Source organism: Salinicola sp. CPA57, assembly GCF_003206035.1.
Classification (GTDB): domain Bacteria; phylum Pseudomonadota; class Gammaproteobacteria; order Pseudomonadales; family Halomonadaceae; genus Salinicola; species Salinicola socius.
The window spans coordinates 48,026-66,088 of record NZ_PZJR01000001.1; the positions used below are offsets into that span (position 1 = coordinate 48,026).

Below are 18,063 nucleotides of genomic sequence, written 5' to 3' on the forward strand. Positions count from 1 at the left end.
CGAATCGCTGCCGATGGTCCGGAAGCCGGAAAAATGTTGTTGTCGACTTAAAATCGAACAGCGTTTCCCAGCATATCGCCATACCGCATAAACGCAAGCGTCATGCGCATTAACGCTACGTTTTCGCGAGAGTTTTACGCCTGATGACCGTAGCTGGCCCAGGCGGAAGCTGGCTGGGCCATCCGCGCGATAACGCCTTGGCCCCGAGCCCACGGTGGCATAGGCTGTGACTCCTGCAGCCCGCACACCCACGAGGAGAAATCATGGCTGGTCGACTGCATGTCGACGACTGGACGCGCCATCCGCAACGTCCCGCATTTCGTGGCATCGATCCACCGGTGCTCGGCCCCAACCTGGCGCCTCGCCGCTGGTTGTCGATGCTGCGCCGGGAGGCGAATGTCACCGTGCTGCGCGACGCGTTCTGGGGCCTCACCCCCACCTGGCTGAAAGTCCTCGATCAGGCGCCTCACTGCGCGCGCGCCGAGTCCCTCGACGAGCGCCCGATGTTCCGTGAAGCGATGGCGCAACGGCGCTGCCTGATTCCCGTGACCGGCATTTACGTCTGGCAGCCCGGGCTACGCGGCAAGCAGCCCTTCATGGTCACTCACACCGACCGTTCGCCACTGTTGCTGGCCGGCATCTGGAGTCGCTACGCACCGGATACCGGCGAGTCACGCGACTCGTTTGCGCTGATCACCGTGCCCACCACGGAGGTCATCTCGCCGATGAGCGATCGTCTGCCTGCGGTCATCGCCTTGTCGCAGGCCGAAGAGTGGCTCTCTCAGGAGACCTCGCTGGCCTCGGCGCGCAACCTGATCGGCGTGGCGGATAGGGAACTGTTGGGCGCTTTTCCGGTATCAAGGCAGGTGAACGACCCGGCAAATCAGGCGTGGGCTTGCGGTTATCCGACCGGCCCCATGCGGGTGTGGAGTGCCTGAAAGGCCACCTCGCCACCTGCTTCGCTGTTGACGACCGGGTAGAGAGTTCACCGCCTGACCCTTGTTCATCGCCTGGCGTTGTCAGCCAATGAGTCGATCCATTACTGAGAGAGTCTGTATGCAGCAATTCCATCACCGAGCGTCATCGCACCGTGCGCGGCTCCCCGGCACCTCGGTAGCGCAGCGTTTTGGACTTCGCACCTGGTTCGCTGCCGGTTATCTGGCCCTAGGGCTTGCGCTGGTCGGCATCACGATGCCTGCAACCACCCTCGCCGCTGCCGATGCCGCCTCGGTGGATCGTGTTCAGCCGAGCCAGAGTTCCGCAGCCCAGAGCGCTCTGGTTCAAAACGCCCTGATCCAGAGCCCTAATGACGACCGCCAGTATCGGGCCATCACGCTCGACAATGGTCTGCAGGCACTGCTGGTCAGCGACCCCGATGCCGACAAGGCCGCGGCGGCGATGGATGTCTCGGTGGGCAGCGACAACGATCCGGCCGACATGCCCGGGCTTGCACACTTTCTCGAGCACATGCTGTTTCTGGGAACCGAGGGATATCCCGATCCGGACGGTTATCAGCGCTTCATCAGCCAGAATGGCGGGTCCCACAACGCCTTTACCGCGGACCAGGACACCAATTTCTACTTCGATGTCGATCCCGGCGCCTTTCCCGACGCTCTCGATCGCTTCTCGCAGTTCTTCATCTCCCCCCAATTCAATCCCGATTACGTCGATCGCGAACGACATGCGGTCAACTCCGAGTATCAGGCGCGTCGTGACGACGACGGCCGTCGCATCAACGAAGCGCTGGGCAAGGCGCTCAACCCCGATCATCCGATCAATCATTTTTCCGTCGGCAGCCTGGAGACGCTCAATAGCGACAAACGTCCGCTGCGTCAGGCCTTGCTCGATTTCTATCACCAGCATTACGGTGCCAACGTGATGCACCTGGCCGTGTTGGCTCCGGAGCCGCTGGACACGATCGAACAGCAGGTGCGTCAGCGCTTCGATGCGGTGCCGGATCGCGACCTGAAAAAGCCGGTCGTCGATCAGCCGCTGGCGAGAGACGGTGACCTGCCGGCATCGCTGCGCATCAAGACCAACGAAGCCCGGCGCCAGCTGGAGTTCCTGTTCCCCGTCGACGACCCGATCCTCGAGTACGCCGACAAGCCCGACGATTATCTTGCCAACCTGCTGGGCCACGAAGGCGAAGGCAGCCTGCTGGCCGCCTTGCGCAAGGCCGGCTGGGCCGATGGCCTGTCCGCCGGCACGAGCCAGGGCGACGGTCAGCATGCGCTGTTCGATATCTCGATCAGTCTGACGCCGAAGGGCGAAAATCACCTCGACGACATCCAGGCAAGCCTGTTCGACCAGATTCGGCGCATCCGCGATCACGGCGTCGACGCCTGGCGCTACGACGAACAAGCCAAGCTGGCCGAACAGAGCTTCCGTTTCCAGCAGCGCAGCGAGCCGATCGATACCGTCAGCGGCATGGCAATGAGCCTGGCGCACTATCCGCTCAAGGACGTGCAGTACGCGCCCTACCGCATGGATCGATTCGACAAGGCGGCGATCGACGACATTCTCGACCGGCTGACACCGGGCAACCTGCTGCGGGTCTATAGCGGGCCGGATGTCTCGGGAGACGAAACCACACAGTACTTTGCGACGCCCTACACCTTGACGCGTCGCGACGACTGGCCCCGCGGAACGTCACTCGACGGACTGGCGCTTCCCGAGCCCAACCCCTACATCGCCGAGGACCTCAGCGTCCAGCCGTTCGATAGCGCCGAACCCGCGCGCCTCGTCGATTCACCCAGCGTCGAGATCTGGCACCAGGCCGACAGCGAATTCGGCGCCCCGCGCGTCGAATGGCGCTTCAGCCTGCAGAACCCCGATGCCACGCAGGATGCCCGCCATGCGGTGCTGACACGACTGCTGGCCGGCTGGTTGAACGACGGCCTCAACGAGCGCTTCTATCCCGCTTCGCTGGCCGGCCAGGAGTTTGCGGCCTATGCCCACGGTCGCGGCATCACGCTCGCCTTTTCCGGATGGCGTGACCATCAGGACCGCTTGATGCAGACGGTCATCGAACAGTTGCAGCAAGGCGACATCACCGATGGCAGCATCGAGCGGGTCAAGCAGGGATTGGAGCGCAATTGGGAAAACGCGCCCCAGGATGCGCTCTACCGGCAGATGCAGCGAACACTGGGCGAGGCCTTGATGCGCCCTCAGATCAGCACGCCCAATATGCTGGCAGCGATCGACGAGATCAGCGCCCAGGATGTGCGCGACTACCGCCGGCAGTTTCTCGGCAAGCTCTACGTACAAGCGATGGCGGTGGGCAACCTCGATGCCACGCTTGCCAAGCGCGAGGGGCTGTTGGTGGCCAACGCGCTGGCGCCCCGACTTCGCGCCGACGACATCCCGCCTTTGACCGTGCTCGACGTACCGCCGGACGCGCCGGCTCTGCACCCGGCGACGGCGCGAAACGACGCAGCCGTGCTGCGCTACCTTCAGGGGCCCGACCGCGCGCTGCAAAGCCAGGCCAGCCTGGCCGTGATCGGGCAACTGATCGGACCACCTTTCTTCGCCAAGCTGCGCACCGACGAGCAGCTGGGCTACATCGTCAGCGCCGGCTACGCACCGTTCATGGATGCCCCGGGGCTGATACTGCTGGTGCAGTCGCCAAGCGTCGCAAGCGACACCATCGAACAGCGCATGGATGCCTTCCTGAAGACCTTCGATCAGCGCATCGAGGCGTTGAGCGATGATGATCTGGCGCCCTATCGCCAGGCCGTGCGTCAGCAGCTGCTGCAGCGCGATCAGTCATTGTCGGCGCGGGCCGATCGACTGTGGCAGACGCTTGCCTACCCCGAGGCGGATTTCGATCGTCGCCAGCAGTTGGCCGCGCAGGTCGATAAGCTGGCCGCCTCGGATATCCGCAGCGCCTGGCAGACCCTGCGCCACAGCCCGGCGCTCGACATCACCGCCGACCCGCGCGATCAACCCAGTGACGTCGATGCGCTGACCAGCGACTTCGAGCCTTTGACACAATAGGGCCCCGCATCGTCGCGGATCCGTCAACGCAAAACCCCAGCCGTCTGGCTGGGGTTTCGTCGTTAGCGCAGGCTCGGCGCGGTCGATTATCGGATAGTGCCTAGAAACGTATCTTCAGATTGGCGTCGATACTCTGGTCCCGTGCGTCGCTGGCCAGTCTGCCCGTATAGCCTACCCCCACCGAGGTTGCCGGCGAGATCGCCATGTCGATCCCGGTTTCGAGCGTGATGGCGTCCTCGCCCACCGGAACGGCATCGACCGAAAAGGTGTCCCCGCCCCGGAATGCCTGGTCCGCCGTCGGTGTCCGCTCGCCAAAAGCGTGCTGCCAGCCCACCGCCGCCTGCCAACCGGCGTTTACACTGCCGATCTCGAATGGCGTCGTCGACCGCAGCCCCAGCGTCGAAAAGGTAACGTCGGCGTCCCCATCCTGGCCATGCAGGCCCGCCTTTCCGCTCTCCTGATAGCCGTCGCTGTGCAGATCGACATAGGCGAGTCCGGCGTAGGGCTCCAGCCGAATCCGGCCCGCCGTCAGAGAGATGCCGATCTCGCCGAACACTTGAGCGGTGCGAGCATCGTAGGAAGCCTTGGCCGTCTCGAAGTCCGCGACGTCGATCGAGCGGCGCGTGTCGACATCGTGCCAGGATTGCGCCGCCCCCAGACGCAGACCCAACGGCCCGAAGGATCGGCCGGCGTAGGCGGCCAGGGTGTAGCTGTCGATATCAGCGGACGAATCGCGACGGTCGACATCGTAGTCCGAGCGACCATAACCCGCGGCCATACCGAGTCGCCACGCATCATTTTCGCTGGCGCCCATCATCGTATCGACCCCCACGAAAAGCCCGTGTATCGAGCGCTCCAGCCCGGCCGCATTGTCATCGCCGTCACTCTCACCCCAGCCGCCAAACCCTTGCAGCCAGAACCCCGACCGGTCGCTGGACAGCCCTTCCATGGCCGATGAGGTGGCAATGGCGACATGAGGAGACTCCGCGTCGGCACGACGGATCCGCTCGAACACCGCCTCGCGCACGAACCGGCTCTCCTCGATCAGCCCGGTGCGCGTGCTGGCATGAATCTCGCCGGAAAGCGCGTCGTAATCGTGGCGAAGCTTCGCGGTATCGGTCGTGCTGATGATCAGGTCGTAGAGACCGTTGCCCGCGCCCAGACTCTCGATCCCGGCGGCCGCCGCACGCTGATTATCGCTCGCGGCAAGATCGGCGAAGCGGGTGTCGTTGCGCGTGACGTCGAGCACGACGGCATTGTTCCGATAATCCAGATCGAGATCGAAAAACGGTGAGTATGCTTCGGGATCGGTGTAGACGCCGCTGACGCCCTCGGTCGCGGTGACCAGGGTGTAGCTCGAGGCCGCATAAGCGGCATCCGATAGCGGCGTCACGACGAGCTCGCCAGCCAGCGCCGCCATGCCATCGACGCGGATTCGATCGGCGCGCCCGGCGCCATCGATCTCCGCCTGATAGGTCGAACCGGCGGTCTGCCGGTAATCGCCGGTCACGTTCAGCTGGCCGACGGAGTGGCCGGGCGAGATGGTGCCATTCACGGTCACCTCCCCCAGCGTGCCATTGCCTTCGAGCAGGCCCTCGGCCGCAACCGCCAGCGGGCCATCCAGCGTGCCGTCCAGATCGAGACGACTGCCGCTGGTGACGTCGATCCCATCCGCATAGCGCTGATTGCCGGTGATCCGCCAGTCACCGTTGATCGAGAGCGACTCGAAACCGTCGCCACCGGCAAATTTACCGTCACCGTCGAGCAGAACGCTATCGACGCCATCTCCACCGTCGATACGACCATCGAACGCCCCGCCAGTCTCGACGACCAGCGTGTCGTCACCATCACCCAGATCCAGCGCCAATCCGTTACCGCCGGCAATCCGCCCCGAGTTGACGACGGTGTCGTCGTAGTCGCCGACCAGCGAAATCCCGTAGCCATCGATGCCTTCGATGGTGCCGCGGTTGACGATCGTGGTCTCGCCATAGGCACCACCGCTGCTGCCATCGTCGATCAGAATGCCGTTGTCGGCGCCGCTGATCAGCGCACTCTCGCTGGCATTGACGATGGAGCCGCCGCCCATGGCGATACCTTCGCTCTGATTGGGCGTGTCGCCCGGCTTCTGGCCCTTGGCCCCGGTTCCCCGGATCGTGCCGCGGTTGGTGATATCGCCGATGAAGTCGATATCCACGCCGTCGCCATCGCCCAGTTCGGAGTCGCTATCGATGTCGCCGCTGATCAAGCCCTCGTTGACGACCGTCCCATTGCCATCGGAACCGATACCCGAGCCGTTGCGACCCCGGATCGTCGCCCCGGCCGCGTTGTAGACGGTCACGTCGACATCGGTCGTGATACCGTGGCGTGCGCCGGAGATCGTGCCACCGGCCAGATTGTTGACCGTCACGGCATGGGCTTGAAGATCGACCGCGTCGTTGGAGGCATCGGGTTCGCTGCTGTTGGAGACGATGGTGCCGGTATTGTTGACCGTGGCGCCCTCTCCCGGGCGCAGGGCATCGGCATCTTCGGCCCGGATTTCGCCGCCGACGTAGTTATTGATCGTGACGGCGGTCTGCCCGGACTCGATGTGATCGAAATCGATCGCCTGACCGGCATCGTCGCCGGTGCCGGAAGAGAGAATCAGGCCGTGGTTGTCGACCGTGACGACGCCGTTGGCGCCCCGCTGGTCGTCATCGCCATCGATTCGCACGGCGTCGTCGATGGACTCGATGATCCCGGTACGATCGTTGGTCAGATGAAATTCGGAAAGGTTGGCGACATCGTCGACATTGATCGCCCGGTTGGCGGAGGCCGTCGACAGAATCCGGCCCGCGTTATCGATGATGATCTTGCCGGCGCCCGGGCGAATCGCATCGTTGTCGTCGGCCTCGATCACGCCACTTTCGGCATTGGTGATCGTGACGGCGGCCGTCGGCGATGCGATCGAGTCGAAATCCAGAACCTGACCGCCGATCGAGTGCAGGGTGCCTGCGTTATCGACGCTGATCTCGCCATCGGTGACGTCGGTGTCGTCCCGGAAGGCGTCGTCACCCGTTTCGATAACCGCGCCGGCGGCGTTGTACAGCGTCAGCGAGCGCTCGCTCTCGTCGCCATCGGTATCGATGCCCCGGCCCCGACTGAGAATCGAGCCGGCGTTGATGATGGTCACGCCGGGCGCGGGCGACGCCCCGGTCCACTCGACCGCGGTGTCCCCGGTTTCGAGCACGGCCCCGGCCTCGACGCTCAACGTATCCGTACCGGTCACGCTGCGAGGCGTCGCTTCGCTGTCACCACCAGCGATGGTATAGACGTCGGCAATGCTCAGCACCGGCACCAGTGCCGAGAACGCCGCCGCAGAAAACGACACCGCCATCAGCGCCACGCCGCGACGCCGTCTGATCTCGATCCCCATGAAGCTCCCCTGATCCATGCTTGTTGTTTGTCATCAAGGGAATGCAGGCTAGGCAGTGTGTGTGACAGCGCGATGACGCGCGACGATTGCGCCCTGAATGTCGGGCACGAGACATCTCAGTAGGCGTCGAAGGCCTGCTCCGGCATGATCGATTCGACGTACATCACCAGTTCCTCGAGCACCTGGCGTTCACGATCCTCCAGCGGGGTCTGATTGAGGCGTTCGATCTCGCGGGCGAAATCCTTGAGCGTCATTCCGCCACTGTGGGCGTCGTTCATGCGCGTCCAGCGGAAGGCATCCCACTGCGCTTTCTCGTCGCTGCTGAGGGTATCGGGGTAGCTACGCGCCCGCATCCGGAACAGCATCTCCTCGAGCCGAGGATCCTGAAATGCGAAGCCGGTTTCGCCCAGATCATCCGGCGAGGTGGCATGCACGCGCTCCATCGCCTGGCGGTCGTGCGGCGAGAAAAAGCCGCCGGAGTAGAGCATCAGATCGGGATCCTGCGGCGGATCGGCGGGCGCATCGGCGAAGGCCAGAGCTGCCTTGCTGGCGGATTCCGGATTCTGCACCAGCGCTTGCCAGTGGCGCTCGCACAGCGGCCGGTCGAGCCCCAGGCGCTTGGCCACGGTCTCGTCTGCCGTGGCGATCGGCAGCAGCACCGGGCTACGATTGAGATGGACCACTTTCAACGGAATTCGCGTCTCGCCTTCGGCCAGCTCGCTGTCGCTGACGAAGATGCGCGCGCGAATCTCCTCGGGCGTCAGCGAGAACAGCGGCGCCGGGTCGACGGCGAGATCATAGACGATGATCCCGTTGGGATTCGAAGGGTGTGCGGCCAGCGGCACGACCAGCGCGCTGCAGCCCCGACTGGCGGGATAGCGCCGCGAGATGTGAAGCATCGGCTTGCGGGCCTCGACATCGAGCAGCCCGGCTACCCGGCGCTTCTGACGCAACGACAGCAGATAATCGAAGAACTTGGGGTTCTGCGCCCGCAGCAGCCGAGCCAGGCCGATCGTGGCACGCACGTCCGCCAGCGCATCGTGAGCGCCCTCGTGCTCGATACCATTGGCTGCGGTGAGATGCTCGAGCTTGAAGCTCGGCGCGCCATCCTCGCGCTTCGGCCATTCGATGCCCTCGGGACGCACGGCATAGAACGCGCGCACGGCATCGATCAGATCCCAGCGTGAATTGCCGTTCTGCCACTCTCTGGCGTAAGGATCGAAGAGATTGCGATAGAACAGGTGGCGGCTGACTTCGTCATCGAAGCGCAGGCTGTTGTAGCCCAGAGAACAGGTGCCGGGAACGCTCATTTCCGCCTGAATCCGCGCGGCGAATTCCACCTCGGGCACGCCACGGCGTAGCGCCGCCTGGGGCGTGATACCGGTGATCAGACAGGCTTGGGGGTTGGGCAGGTCGTCATCGGCCGGACGCGCGTATAGCGTCAGCGGCTCGCCGATCTCGTTGAAATCGGCATCGGTGCGAATCGCCGCGAACTGGGAGGCTCGGTGCCGTCGCGGATCGGCGCCGAAGGTTTCATAGTCGTGCCAGAGGAACGTCAGTTCTGCCTGGGGCTGGGCTTTTTTGCCATGGACCATTCCACTCTTGGCCATTCCGCTCTCCGCCTGCGCAAAAGGCCAAGCCTAGCATAGCCGGCAACACGACTCATGTGCCGCTGAGCGACTGACCGACCATCGACTCGCGAAGCATCTGTTCGCGAGCCCTGATCCGAGTCGTCGGCGACACTAACCCTTGACCGTTTCGCCTTCGTTGGGCAGCGTCACGTTGAGTTCGAGCACCGAGCAGTCGTTGTCGCTGTCCAGGCTGATATTGATGGCATCCTGGTCGACCTTGACGTAACGCCGAATGACCGCGAGCAACTCCTGCTCCAGCATTGGCATGTAGTCGGGCTGACCCCGATGTCCGCGTTGATGGGCAACGATGATCTGCAGCCGTTCCTTGGCAACGGATGCCGATTTCTTGCGTTCGCCCTTGAGAAAATCGAGTAGCCTCACCGGCGGCCTCCTCCTCCGAACATGCGTGCGATCAACCCGCGTTTCTGCACCGACTGGAAACGTAGCGGTACGTCCTCGCCCATCAGGCGTGACACGGTATCGGCGTAAGCCTGCCCGGCATCGCTCTTGTCGTCATGGATGACCGGCACCCCCTGGTTGGAGGCGCGCAGGACGGCTTCCGATTCGGGAATCAGGCCGACCAGATCGATCGCCAGAATCTCGCGAATGTCGTCCAGATTGAGCATGTCGCCGTCGTCGACCCGGTTCGGATTGTAGCGGGTGACCAGCAGATGCTCCTTGATCGGTTCGCGGTTCTGCTCGGCGCGGCGCGACTTGGAAGACAACAGCCCGAGAATGCGATCGGAATCTCGCACCGACGACACTTCCGGGTTGGTGACGACGACGGCCTCGTCCGCGAAGTAGAGCGCCAACTGGGCGCCGCGCTCGATACCGGCAGGAGAGTCGCAGATGATGTAGTCGAACTCTTCCGACAGATCCATCAGCACCTTCTCGACCCCTTCCAGCGTCAGCGCATCCTTGTCGCGGGTCTGGGAAGCCGGAAGGATGTGCAGATTCTCGGAGCGCTTGTCGCGAATCATGGCCTGCTTGAGCCCGGCCTCGCCCTGAATGACGTTGACCAGATCGTAGACGACCCGGCGTTCGCAACCCATGATCAGATCCAGGTTCCGCAGCCCCACATCGAAGTCGATGACCACGGTCTTGTTTCCGCGCAGCGCCAGCCCCGTGGCAATAGCCGCTGCGCTGGTCGTTTTACCGACGCCACCTTTACCGGATGTTACAACGATGATCTTGGCCAAGATGAACTTCCTGTTACCCGATAAATGTTGATCATTCTCGCGCCATTCAGTTCAGCGCCGAGATCCTTAGCTGGTCTTCCTTGAGCTGCACTTGTACCGAACAACCCAGAATCTTGGGGTCGATATCTTCCAGCCGCTTGTACGTTCCGGCCACGGAGAGCAGCTCGGCATGCAGGTCATGGCAGAAGATGCCGGCTTCACGGTCGCCGTGAATGCCGGCCAGCGCCCGCCCCCGCAACGACCCGTAGACGTGCACGCTACCCGCCGCCAGCACTTCGGCGCCGGGGTTGACGGCTCCGATGACGACCAGGTCGCCTTCCGAGGCGGAGATCTGCTGACCAGAGCGCACCGTGCCACGATGAATACGCCCCCCGGCGTGGACCGACACCTCCGGCGGCGGTACCGGCAGCTCCGCTTCGACCGGCGCTTCGACGGGGCGGGGCTCGACCGCCCGCGGACGACTCTCCTGCGGCGGGAACCATCCCAGTCCCAGCGCCCACGCCGACTGCTTGACCGGATCCGAACCGCCGCGCACGGCCACCGGCAACAGCTTGTGCGCACGGCAGACAGCACAGATGCGCTCGAGCGCGAGATGTGGCTCATCGAGCTGTTCGACGCTCAACACCACCGGGGTATGCTGAAAGAAGGCTGGTGCCTGACTCACCTTGCCAGCCAACTGCGCGCGGATACGCTCGGGGTCGCCACTGGACAACTCCATGACTGTCATCGGCAGCATGCCGCCTTTGAATGTAAAGGCAGTATCTGCCCGATCCCTGTTGAGACTCATGACCGAACTCCGCAGCGGGGGAATGGGGTTACGCTAAGCGAGGGAGGGCGTCGCTGCAACCGATCATAAGGCTCCTCAGACCTTTTGTCAGGTGTCTCCACAGACCGACGCAGCTGACGATCCCGGACCGATGCATTCATTGGTCGCAGACCGCCGCATCCATCAATACCAGACTTCATCGCAGACCGACGTCCATCAATCGGGCTTTTACCGCCGGCCGTCAGATGGTTAGATAGACAGTTGCCGTCGGCGCCGCCAAGTTGCGAGGTCGACCTTTGCCAGCCTCGTCGTTTTCAGGATGCCACACCGGCCATGCCAGGACTCTTTCAACGTTTTTTCTCTCCCCGCTGGCGGCACAAGGATCCCGCTGTCCGCGCCCAAGCCGCCTCTCAGCTGAGCCCGGACGACCTCGACACGCTTCGACAGCTCGCCCAGGATGATTCGCCCGCGGTTCGTCAGGCAGCACTCGCTCGGGTGCAGGCGCTCGATCCGCTGTTTCAGTGGCACCGCCAGTCGCCCAGCGAAGAGTCGTTCCAGCGCCTCGTCGATCTCCTCGGCGGTCGCGTCTCGCCCAGTCCCGACCTCAATACCCGTCTCGCGAAGGTCGAGCAGCTCGAGGACATGGCGCTGGTCGATGCGCTGATCGTGCTCAGTGACAATCAATCCCTGCGTCTCGCCGCGCTGGCGCGCATCGACGATGAAAGTCGCCTGATTCATCACGCCAGTGAAAACGGCATTACCGCCGTGCGCCACGCCGCCGCGGAGCGAGTCGTCTCCGCCGAGGGGCTCGCGCTGTTGTCCAAGCAGGCGCGACGCGACAAGCAGGTGGCTCGCCTCGCCCGCGAACGTCTGGCACGGCTGCGCGCCGATGCCGAACAGCAGAGTCGTGAGGAGGGTGAGCGAGAGCAGCTTCTGGAGACGCTGGAGGCACAGGCCAACCGCCCCTGGGAACCGACGTTCGAGGCGCGCTTGAAGCACTGGATCAAGCGCTGGGACGCTCTCACCAGTAGCGTCGACGAGAGCCAGCATGCCCGCTTCGAGACCGCAGTGACACGCTGTCGCCAGCGCATCGCCGAGCACGACCATCAACACCGCGAACTCGAGCGCGTCAAGCGCGAGAAGTCCGAGGCACAAGCAACCCGCGACGGGATTCTCGAGGCGCTGGGTCAGGCACTGGCGATCGTCGGCGAATCCGAACGGCTGACGCCGGAAGTCATGCAGGCGCTGCAAGGCAAATGGCGGCTGCAGGAGGAGCGCTGGCAGGATGTCTCGGACCGTTACGGCGTCAGCGAGCCTTACCAGCAACGCTACGTCGCGCTCGATCAGCAGGCCCAATCCATCTGGCAGGCCTGGGAGCGGCTGCAGGCCGAAGCCCCCGCCCTGCGCGCGGGTCTGGAGAAGGGCGAACCGCTGCAGCCCGCTCTCGATCGGCTGGCCTGGCCAGACACGTTGCCGCCGACCGAGCTGGTACTCGACGCGCAGCGCCAGGCGACGGCCAGCCAGCGATATCTCGATGCCCAGGGCGCAGCCAAGGCCGAGAGTCAGTGGTCGCAAGAGGAGATCGGCGAACACCTCGACGCGCTGTCTCAGGAACTCGACCAGGGCCGCTATCGCCCCGCCTCGCAGCTACATCGCCGATTGCGTCAACATCTGGAGTCCAGCGGGCAGCCCCTCTCCTCGACTCACGAGCAGACCTACAAGCAGCAGTCCGCCCGACTGGCCGAACTGAAGGACTGGCGCGGCTTCGCTGCGGCGCCGAAGCGTGAAGCCCTGCTGGCGAACATCGAAGCGCTGGCCGAAGCCCGAGAGCAGCCGGATGCGGAGCGTCATCGCCGACATCAGCAGCTGATCCGCGACTGGCGCCAGCTCGGCGACGCCGCCGCGACCCGTGATCTGGCCCAGCGCTTTCGCACCGCCTCGGATGCCCTGCATGCACAGCTGGCGGAGTGGGAGGCCGAGCTCGAGTCGCGGGAACAGGATAACCTCGCGGTCCGCCAGGCGCTCTGCGAGCAGCTCGAGACGCTGCTGGCCCACCCTTCCGACGCCGCCGATCCGGACGGCCTGCGCAAGGTTCGCGATGCCGCCCAGGAGCAGTGGGATCAGCACTGGCCGGTGCCGCGGCGCCAGGCCGCCTCGACCGGCCGGCACTACGCGCGCCTGCGCCGCCAGCTGCAGTCGCTGATCGACGAGCGCGCCGGTGATGTCGCCAGCCGCAAACGCGACCTGGTCGAGCAGGCACGACAGCTGGCAGAAGATGCGGCGCCGGCCGGGCAGCGAGCCGAGCAGGCCAAAGCGTTGCAGCAACGCTGGCGAGAACTGGGTCGAGCGCCCAAGGGCATCGAACAGACTTTGTGGCGCCAGTTCCGCAGCCACTGCGACACCATTTTTGCCTCCCGCGACAGCGTCCGCGACGAGCAGCAGGCGAAACAGCAGCAGCGCTTCGACGATATGCAGGCGCTGATCGACCGGCTGGACGCCTGGCAGCCCGAATCCGCCAGAGAGCGACATGTCCTCGACTCGGCACTGGCAGAAGCGCAGCGTCTGGTGCCGCTGCCGCGCAGCCGACGCAGCGAAGGCATGGAGAAGCGCTGGCAAGGCATCGTCCACGCGCGGGAAGTCACGCTGGACCGGCTCTCCCTGATGGAAGAGGCGCGACAGTGGCCCGAATATCGCGAGTGGATGCGACCGGAAACAGCAGAGGCCGCAGAGACGACCCAGCTCGACAGCGAAATCCGCCAGGCGCTGGAAGCCCGCCACACCCAGCGCCAGACGCAGTCTCCGGAGCAGGCCGAGGAGCACCTCCAGCGCTGCCTGGTCCAGCTCGTGCTGCTCGCCGGCGACGCCATTCCTACGGCGCTGGAGCCGCTGCGCCTGGAAGTTCAGGTGGCACGACTCAACGATGGCCTGGGCCGCCCGCCCACGCCCCCGGAAGAATTGCATCAGACGCTGCTGCGCTTGTTGTCGATCGCTCCGGTCTCGGGCGAGTTGTGGGAGCGCTATGAATCCGCGTTCGATAACGTGATGGCACACCTGGGCCGCCCAGGACATCGTCATGAAGATGACGGTGTTGACATCGTCTAATCCATACGTATAATACGCCACAAGTTGATGCGGGGTGGAGCAGTCTGGTAGCTCGTCGGGCTCATAACCCGAAGGTCATCGGTTCAAATCCGGTCCCCGCTACCAAATTATTTAACCGGTGCCTTCCTCAGGCGCCGGTTTTTTTTGTTGCTACTTTTGGGTTTGGCAAATCTTTCTGCGATGCCCGACCGTCTCTACGAGCATCGCGCCGAGGCTTTGCCTCACCCACCTTTGCGCTGTCGTTCTATCGAATTTCTTCTCGAAGTCCTTCCTTCAAGACCTGTCATTCAACGCACTTGATGCGACGAGCCACCTCCAACGGGATTGTTCCGGACCGCCCGGCTATCCATCCGTTCTGATGCCGGTTCATGATTGGAAGCGGAGAGTCACCGCCTAAGGCATGTCCTGCTCCACTGCCTTTTGTGACTGGCTGCCGGTCGGCTGCGCCATGCCGACCCGGCCGATACCGGGCAACTTGAGCGCCGGCGACTGCCAGTCGAACCCGACCGTCAGGCCAAGCACATCGAGTTCGAAGCCCTCGTCCCAAGCCAGCATGACGCCGAACAGTCCACCGAGCGAAAGTTGATAGCCGGTCTGCGTCGGCGTCTGCGCCATGATCCGGCCCGGCAGATAATCCTTGCCGATGGCATTGGGCGGAAAATCGACCGACAGCTCCGGCACCTGTCGCACTACCCAGGCAACGAAGGTATTGCTGTTGGGGCCGGGCCAGATACGGTATCGATCGGGATCCGGGTAATCGGGCACGACACGCTCGATCTCGCGGATCGCCCGCGCTGCCTTGTCACCTCGGATCTCTGCCAGCAACGTCGGCGGGTTGCCGTACCATTGACGATCCGGCAACGCATAGCCGGTTTCCACCGTGGGCCGACGCCAGCTCAGCACCTGATAGACGCGGTAGCGACTGGCGCCCTCGGCCTTGGTCGCTATCCAGGTATGGACGCCGAATGCCCCGCGCCACTCGAAAGTGCGCGCCGCGTAGACCTGGACCACGGCCTCGCGCATCTCATCCGGGTCCGGCGCCAGGCCACTGGAAGAGCGGTCGGCACCCTGCCAGTTGGCATGCAGCGGCACCTGCTGCGAAGCCAGCATGTAGGCAGGCCCCAGCAATAGCGCGATGACCAGAACGGCGAACGCCAGCACGAGGGCCAGCGTGCGCCTGAGTATGCGAGACAATGGCATGAAATGGCGGATTCCAGAGGGTGAGTCGAACGCCGGGGTTGAATAGACGCACCGTTACCCGCATAACACTCAGCAATCTCGAATCGAACATCAAGGGTTTTTACATGGCTATCGTCGATCCCCGTACCGGACAGCCGCTGACCGGCCCGGAACAGAGCAATCCGAACGGCACCGGCAGTAGCGTTGCCCCGGAGGACGTCATTGTCGACGTCACGCTGGAAAACTTTCAGCAGGTCGTGCTCGAAGGCTCGATGCAGTACCCGGTGGTGTTGCAGAGCTGGGCCAACTCGAGCGAGTCGTGCAGGGGCCTGAAGCCGGTGCTGGAAAAACTCGCCCAGGAGTACGCCGGCGCGTTCGTGCTGGCCCGGCTCGATATCGAAGCCTTCCCGCAGATCGCGTCACAGCTTGGTGTGCGCTCGGTGCCGGACGTCAAGCTGATCTCTCAGGGTCAGCTCTATGATCATTTCCAGGGCGCGCTACCGGAGAAGCAGGTGCGCGAATGGCTGGGCAAGTACATCGAGGCGCCGGCCGATGCGTCCCAGAGCCCGGAGGAGATGGCCGAGTCGGCACTGGCCGCCGGTGACACCGAAACTGCCGAGGCGATCTATCGGGAGCTGATCCAGCAGTACCCGGAACATCACGACTACCAGATCGATCTGGCCAGCGTGCGAGTGGCCGCCGGCCGCACCGACGACGCCAAGCAGATTCTCGACAACCTGCCGCCGGAACAGCGCGATGCCGCGAAGGCGCGCGGCGTACGTGCCCGCATCGAATTCGGCGAGGAAGCCTTGAGTCAGGCCGACATCGACGCCCTGGGCGAGCGCGACGATAGCGAAGCGCAGTATCAGCGCGCCATGCGCCAGATTGCCGACGGTCACTACGAAACCGGCCTCGAGGCACTGCTGGCGGTGATGAAGCGTGATCGCGCCTACGGGGAAGACGCCGCACGCAAGACGCTGCTGCGCGTTTTCGACGCGCTGGGTGCCGAGCATCCGCTGACCGTGGTCTACCGCCGGCGTCTGTTTGCCCTGCTCTACTGATCGGCGCCGATTCGGGGAGAGTCAGGAACGCCCGGTCCGAGTGGAGTCTCGGGCCGGGCGTTTTTGTCAGGCCGGTTCCGCCAGCAGCCTGTCCAGCCTCATCAGCGCCTCTTCCAGCCAGCTTCGCGGCATCCCGAAGTTGAGCCTGACGAATCCCGGAGAGCCGAAGTCGGCGCCATCGGAAAGCGCCACGCGGGCTTCCTCCAGCAAGCGCTGCTGCGGCGATTCGGCCAACGCGCTATGGCGGAAATCCAGCCACGCCAGATAGGTCGCTTCCGGCGTCGCCATGGTCACGCCCGGCCAGCGCGAGACATGGGCCTCCACCATGGCCAGGTTGTCCCGCAGCTCGCTCAGCAGCGCCTGCCGCCAATCTTCGCACTCGGCGTAGGCGGCCAGCGATGCGCTCAGCCCGAGCACGTTGACGCCGGGCAGCAAGCCGGCGGCCGCTGCCTGGAATCGCTGGCGCAGGTCGTCGTCGGCGATGATCGCGCAGGCCGAAGAGAGCCCTGCGATGTTGAACGTCTTTGACGGCGCCCACAGCGTGACCAGGCGATCCGCCAGCGCCGGGCACAGCTGGCCCAGCGGGCGATGGGGGAGCGCCGGATCGAGAATCAGATCGCAGTGCAGCTCATCGGAGACGACGATCAGGTCGTGCCGTACCGCCAGCTCGGCCAGCCCCTCGAGCTCATCGGGATTCCACACCCGGCCGGTGGGGTTGTGCGGATGACACCACAGCAGGACGCGGGTGTTGGGCCGGATCGCCGCCTCCAGCGCCTCGAGATCGAGCCGCCAGGGCCCGCCGGCTGCCACGGGTTCGGCCAGTTCGAACGTCTGCGCCTCGCGTCCGGTGTTACTGGCCACGCTCAGGAACGGCGGATAGATCGGGGTCGCGGTGAGCACGCCCTGGCCGGGGTCACTGAATGCCATCGCGGCCAGGTTGAGCGCCGGTACCACACCGGGCACCCAGTGTTGCCACCGCGCGTCTATCGCCCAGTCATAGTGATGGCGGCTCCATTCGCACAGCGTCTGCTTTAGACTCTCGGAGACCCCGCCGTAACCGAACACGCCATGTTCGACGCGCGTCGCCAGCGCCTCGAGTATCGCCGGCGGCGAGCGGAAGTCCATGTCGGCAACCCACAGCGGCAGGACGTCTTCGTCGTACTGCTGCCATTTCTTGGTGGGGTGCTGGCGGCGATCGATACGCGTGGCAAAATCGAAGTTCACGATAGTGTTCTCATCATCGGAAATGGATGGACGAATATGTGCAAGCGGCCTGACGCGCCCGACAACGCTTCCTCCCGGCCGTTCTACGCTCGGGTGCTGGCCGGCAACTCGAAACTGGTCGGCCACTGGCTGATGCTGGGGCAGGCCGATCCCGACCGGCTGGCCATGATTCTGGCCGATACCGCGCGCATCGCCAAACTGGGAGAGCCCGAGTCGACACCGGACGGCGCCACCCTGACCCACTGGAGCGGCGACGCCAGGCCGCCGCGCTGGGCCGCCAGAACGGCGCTTTTCCTGCTGGTGCAGATGCCCGCCAAGCCCCTGCCCCGTGACGAAGACGAGGCCTGTGCCTGGGCTTATTGCTGGCTGCACAACCGTGATTTCGAAGCCTTCGAGACGGCACGTGACAGCCTGCCCGAACATTTGCGTGACCGCCTCTCGGCACCGCTCGCGGAGGCGTGGCAGGATTTTCGCGGCCTGCGCCTGGTCTGAT

At 64.4% G+C, this 18,063-nt stretch carries 12 protein-coding genes and 1 tRNA gene; 6 read left to right on the forward strand and 7 right to left on the reverse strand.

Annotated features, from left to right (window positions below; genetic code table 11):
* Window positions 1-263 precede the first annotated feature (263 nt).
* Together DOM36_RS00180 and DOM36_RS00185 are read left to right on the forward strand one after the other, a co-directional pair.
* Window positions 264-938, forward strand: a complete 675-nt coding sequence (locus DOM36_RS00180; protein WP_110640488.1) for an SOS response-associated peptidase — start codon at window positions 264-266, stop codon at window positions 936-938.
* A 118-nt stretch (window positions 939-1,056) separates the two neighbouring features.
* Entirely contained in the window at window positions 1,057-3,996 is a 2,940-nt protein-coding gene (locus DOM36_RS00185) for an insulinase family protein (protein ID WP_232823676.1), read from the forward strand.
* A 100-nt stretch (window positions 3,997-4,096) separates the two neighbouring features.
* On the opposite strand, the gene DOM36_RS00190 is transcribed toward DOM36_RS00185, so the two are convergent.
* The 5 genes from DOM36_RS00190 to minC form a co-directional block, all read right to left on the reverse strand.
* A complete protein-coding gene (locus tag DOM36_RS00190; protein ID WP_157958518.1) occupies window positions 4,097-7,408 on the reverse strand; it encodes an autotransporter domain-containing protein in 3,312 nt (1,103 codons plus the stop codon).
* A 116-nt stretch (window positions 7,409-7,524) separates the two neighbouring features.
* Window positions 7,525-9,018, reverse strand: a complete 1,494-nt coding sequence (gene sbcB / locus DOM36_RS00195) for an exodeoxyribonuclease I (RefSeq protein ID WP_232823677.1) — start codon at window positions 9,016-9,018, stop codon at window positions 7,525-7,527.
* Between the two features lie 132 nt (window positions 9,019-9,150).
* The gene (minE, locus tag DOM36_RS00200; protein ID WP_075568255.1) at window positions 9,151-9,420 is read right to left on the reverse strand and encodes a cell division topological specificity factor MinE; all 270 of its coding nucleotides are present in this window, start codon (window positions 9,418-9,420) and stop codon (window positions 9,151-9,153) included.
* On the reverse strand, window positions 9,417-10,238 hold the full coding sequence (minD, locus tag DOM36_RS00205; protein ID WP_075568256.1) for a septum site-determining protein MinD: 822 nt from the start codon (window positions 10,236-10,238) through the stop codon (window positions 9,417-9,419). The genes minE and minD overlap by 4 nt, the downstream gene beginning before the upstream one ends.
* Window positions 10,239-10,284: 46 nt before the next feature.
* On the reverse strand, window positions 10,285-11,025 hold the full coding sequence (minC, locus tag DOM36_RS00210) for a septum site-determining protein MinC (protein ID WP_075568257.1): 741 nt from the start codon (window positions 11,023-11,025) through the stop codon (window positions 10,285-10,287).
* A 312-nt stretch (window positions 11,026-11,337) separates the two neighbouring features.
* Between minC and DOM36_RS00215 the strand changes: the two genes are divergently transcribed.
* Complete coding sequence (locus tag DOM36_RS00215) at window positions 11,338-14,106, forward strand: DUF349 domain-containing protein (protein WP_075568258.1); 2,769 nt, start codon at window positions 11,338-11,340, stop codon at window positions 14,104-14,106.
* Between the two features lie 28 nt (window positions 14,107-14,134).
* Window positions 14,135-14,211, forward strand: a tRNA-Met gene (locus tag DOM36_RS00220).
* A 288-nt stretch (window positions 14,212-14,499) separates the two neighbouring features.
* Here DOM36_RS00220 and DOM36_RS00225 read toward each other — a convergent pair.
* Window positions 14,500-15,306: a DUF3750 domain-containing protein gene (locus DOM36_RS00225; RefSeq protein ID WP_075568259.1), complete on the reverse strand. Its 807-nt coding sequence runs from the start codon at window positions 15,304-15,306 to the stop codon at window positions 14,500-14,502.
* A gap of 104 nt (window positions 15,307-15,410) precedes the next feature.
* On the opposite strand from DOM36_RS00225, the gene DOM36_RS00230 reads away from it, so the two are divergent.
* Complete coding sequence (locus tag DOM36_RS00230) at window positions 15,411-16,346, forward strand: tetratricopeptide repeat protein (RefSeq protein WP_075568260.1); 936 nt, start codon at window positions 15,411-15,413, stop codon at window positions 16,344-16,346.
* Between the two features lie 66 nt (window positions 16,347-16,412).
* Here the strand turns inward: DOM36_RS00230 and DOM36_RS00235 are convergent, their stop codons facing one another.
* Window positions 16,413-17,570 carry a MalY/PatB family protein gene (locus DOM36_RS00235; protein WP_075568261.1) on the reverse strand — a complete coding sequence of 386 codons (1,158 nt, stop codon included), beginning with the start codon at window positions 17,568-17,570 and terminating at the stop codon, window positions 16,413-16,415.
* A gap of 36 nt (window positions 17,571-17,606) precedes the next feature.
* Here DOM36_RS00235 and DOM36_RS00240 point away from each other — a divergent pair, with 36 nt between their 5' ends.
* Window positions 17,607-18,062 carry a hypothetical protein gene (locus DOM36_RS00240; RefSeq protein ID WP_110640492.1) on the forward strand — a complete coding sequence of 152 codons (456 nt, stop codon included), beginning with the start codon at window positions 17,607-17,609 and terminating at the stop codon, window positions 18,060-18,062.
* Window position 18,063 lies beyond the last annotated feature (1 nt).

Excerpts from the sequence above, each read along its gene's own strand:
- DOM36_RS00215 (WP_075568258.1), top strand. The coding sequence starts at position 11,338 with ATGCCAGGACTCTTTCAACGTTTTTTCTCTCCCCGCTGGCGGCACAAG.
- DOM36_RS00240 (WP_110640492.1), top strand. The coding sequence starts at position 17,607 with ATGTGCAAGCGGCCTGACGCGCCCGACAACGCTTCCTCCCGGCCGTTC.
- DOM36_RS00190 (WP_157958518.1), bottom strand. The coding sequence starts at position 7,408 with ATGGGGATCGAGATCAGACGGCGTCGCGGCGTGGCGCTGATGGCGGTG.
- DOM36_RS00225 (WP_075568259.1), bottom strand. The coding sequence starts at position 15,306 with ATGCCATTGTCTCGCATACTCAGGCGCACGCTGGCCCTCGTGCTGGCG.
- sbcB (WP_232823677.1), bottom strand. The coding sequence starts at position 9,018 with ATGGCCAAGAGTGGAATGGTCCATGGCAAAAAAGCCCAGCCCCAGGCA.
- DOM36_RS00185 (WP_232823676.1), top strand. The coding sequence starts at position 1,057 with ATGCAGCAATTCCATCACCGAGCGTCATCGCACCGTGCGCGGCTCCCC.
- DOM36_RS00180 (WP_110640488.1), top strand. The coding sequence starts at position 264 with ATGGCTGGTCGACTGCATGTCGACGACTGGACGCGCCATCCGCAACGT.
- DOM36_RS00230 (WP_075568260.1), top strand. The coding sequence starts at position 15,411 with ATGGCTATCGTCGATCCCCGTACCGGACAGCCGCTGACCGGCCCGGAA.
- minC (WP_075568257.1), bottom strand. The coding sequence starts at position 11,025 with ATGAGTCTCAACAGGGATCGGGCAGATACTGCCTTTACATTCAAAGGC.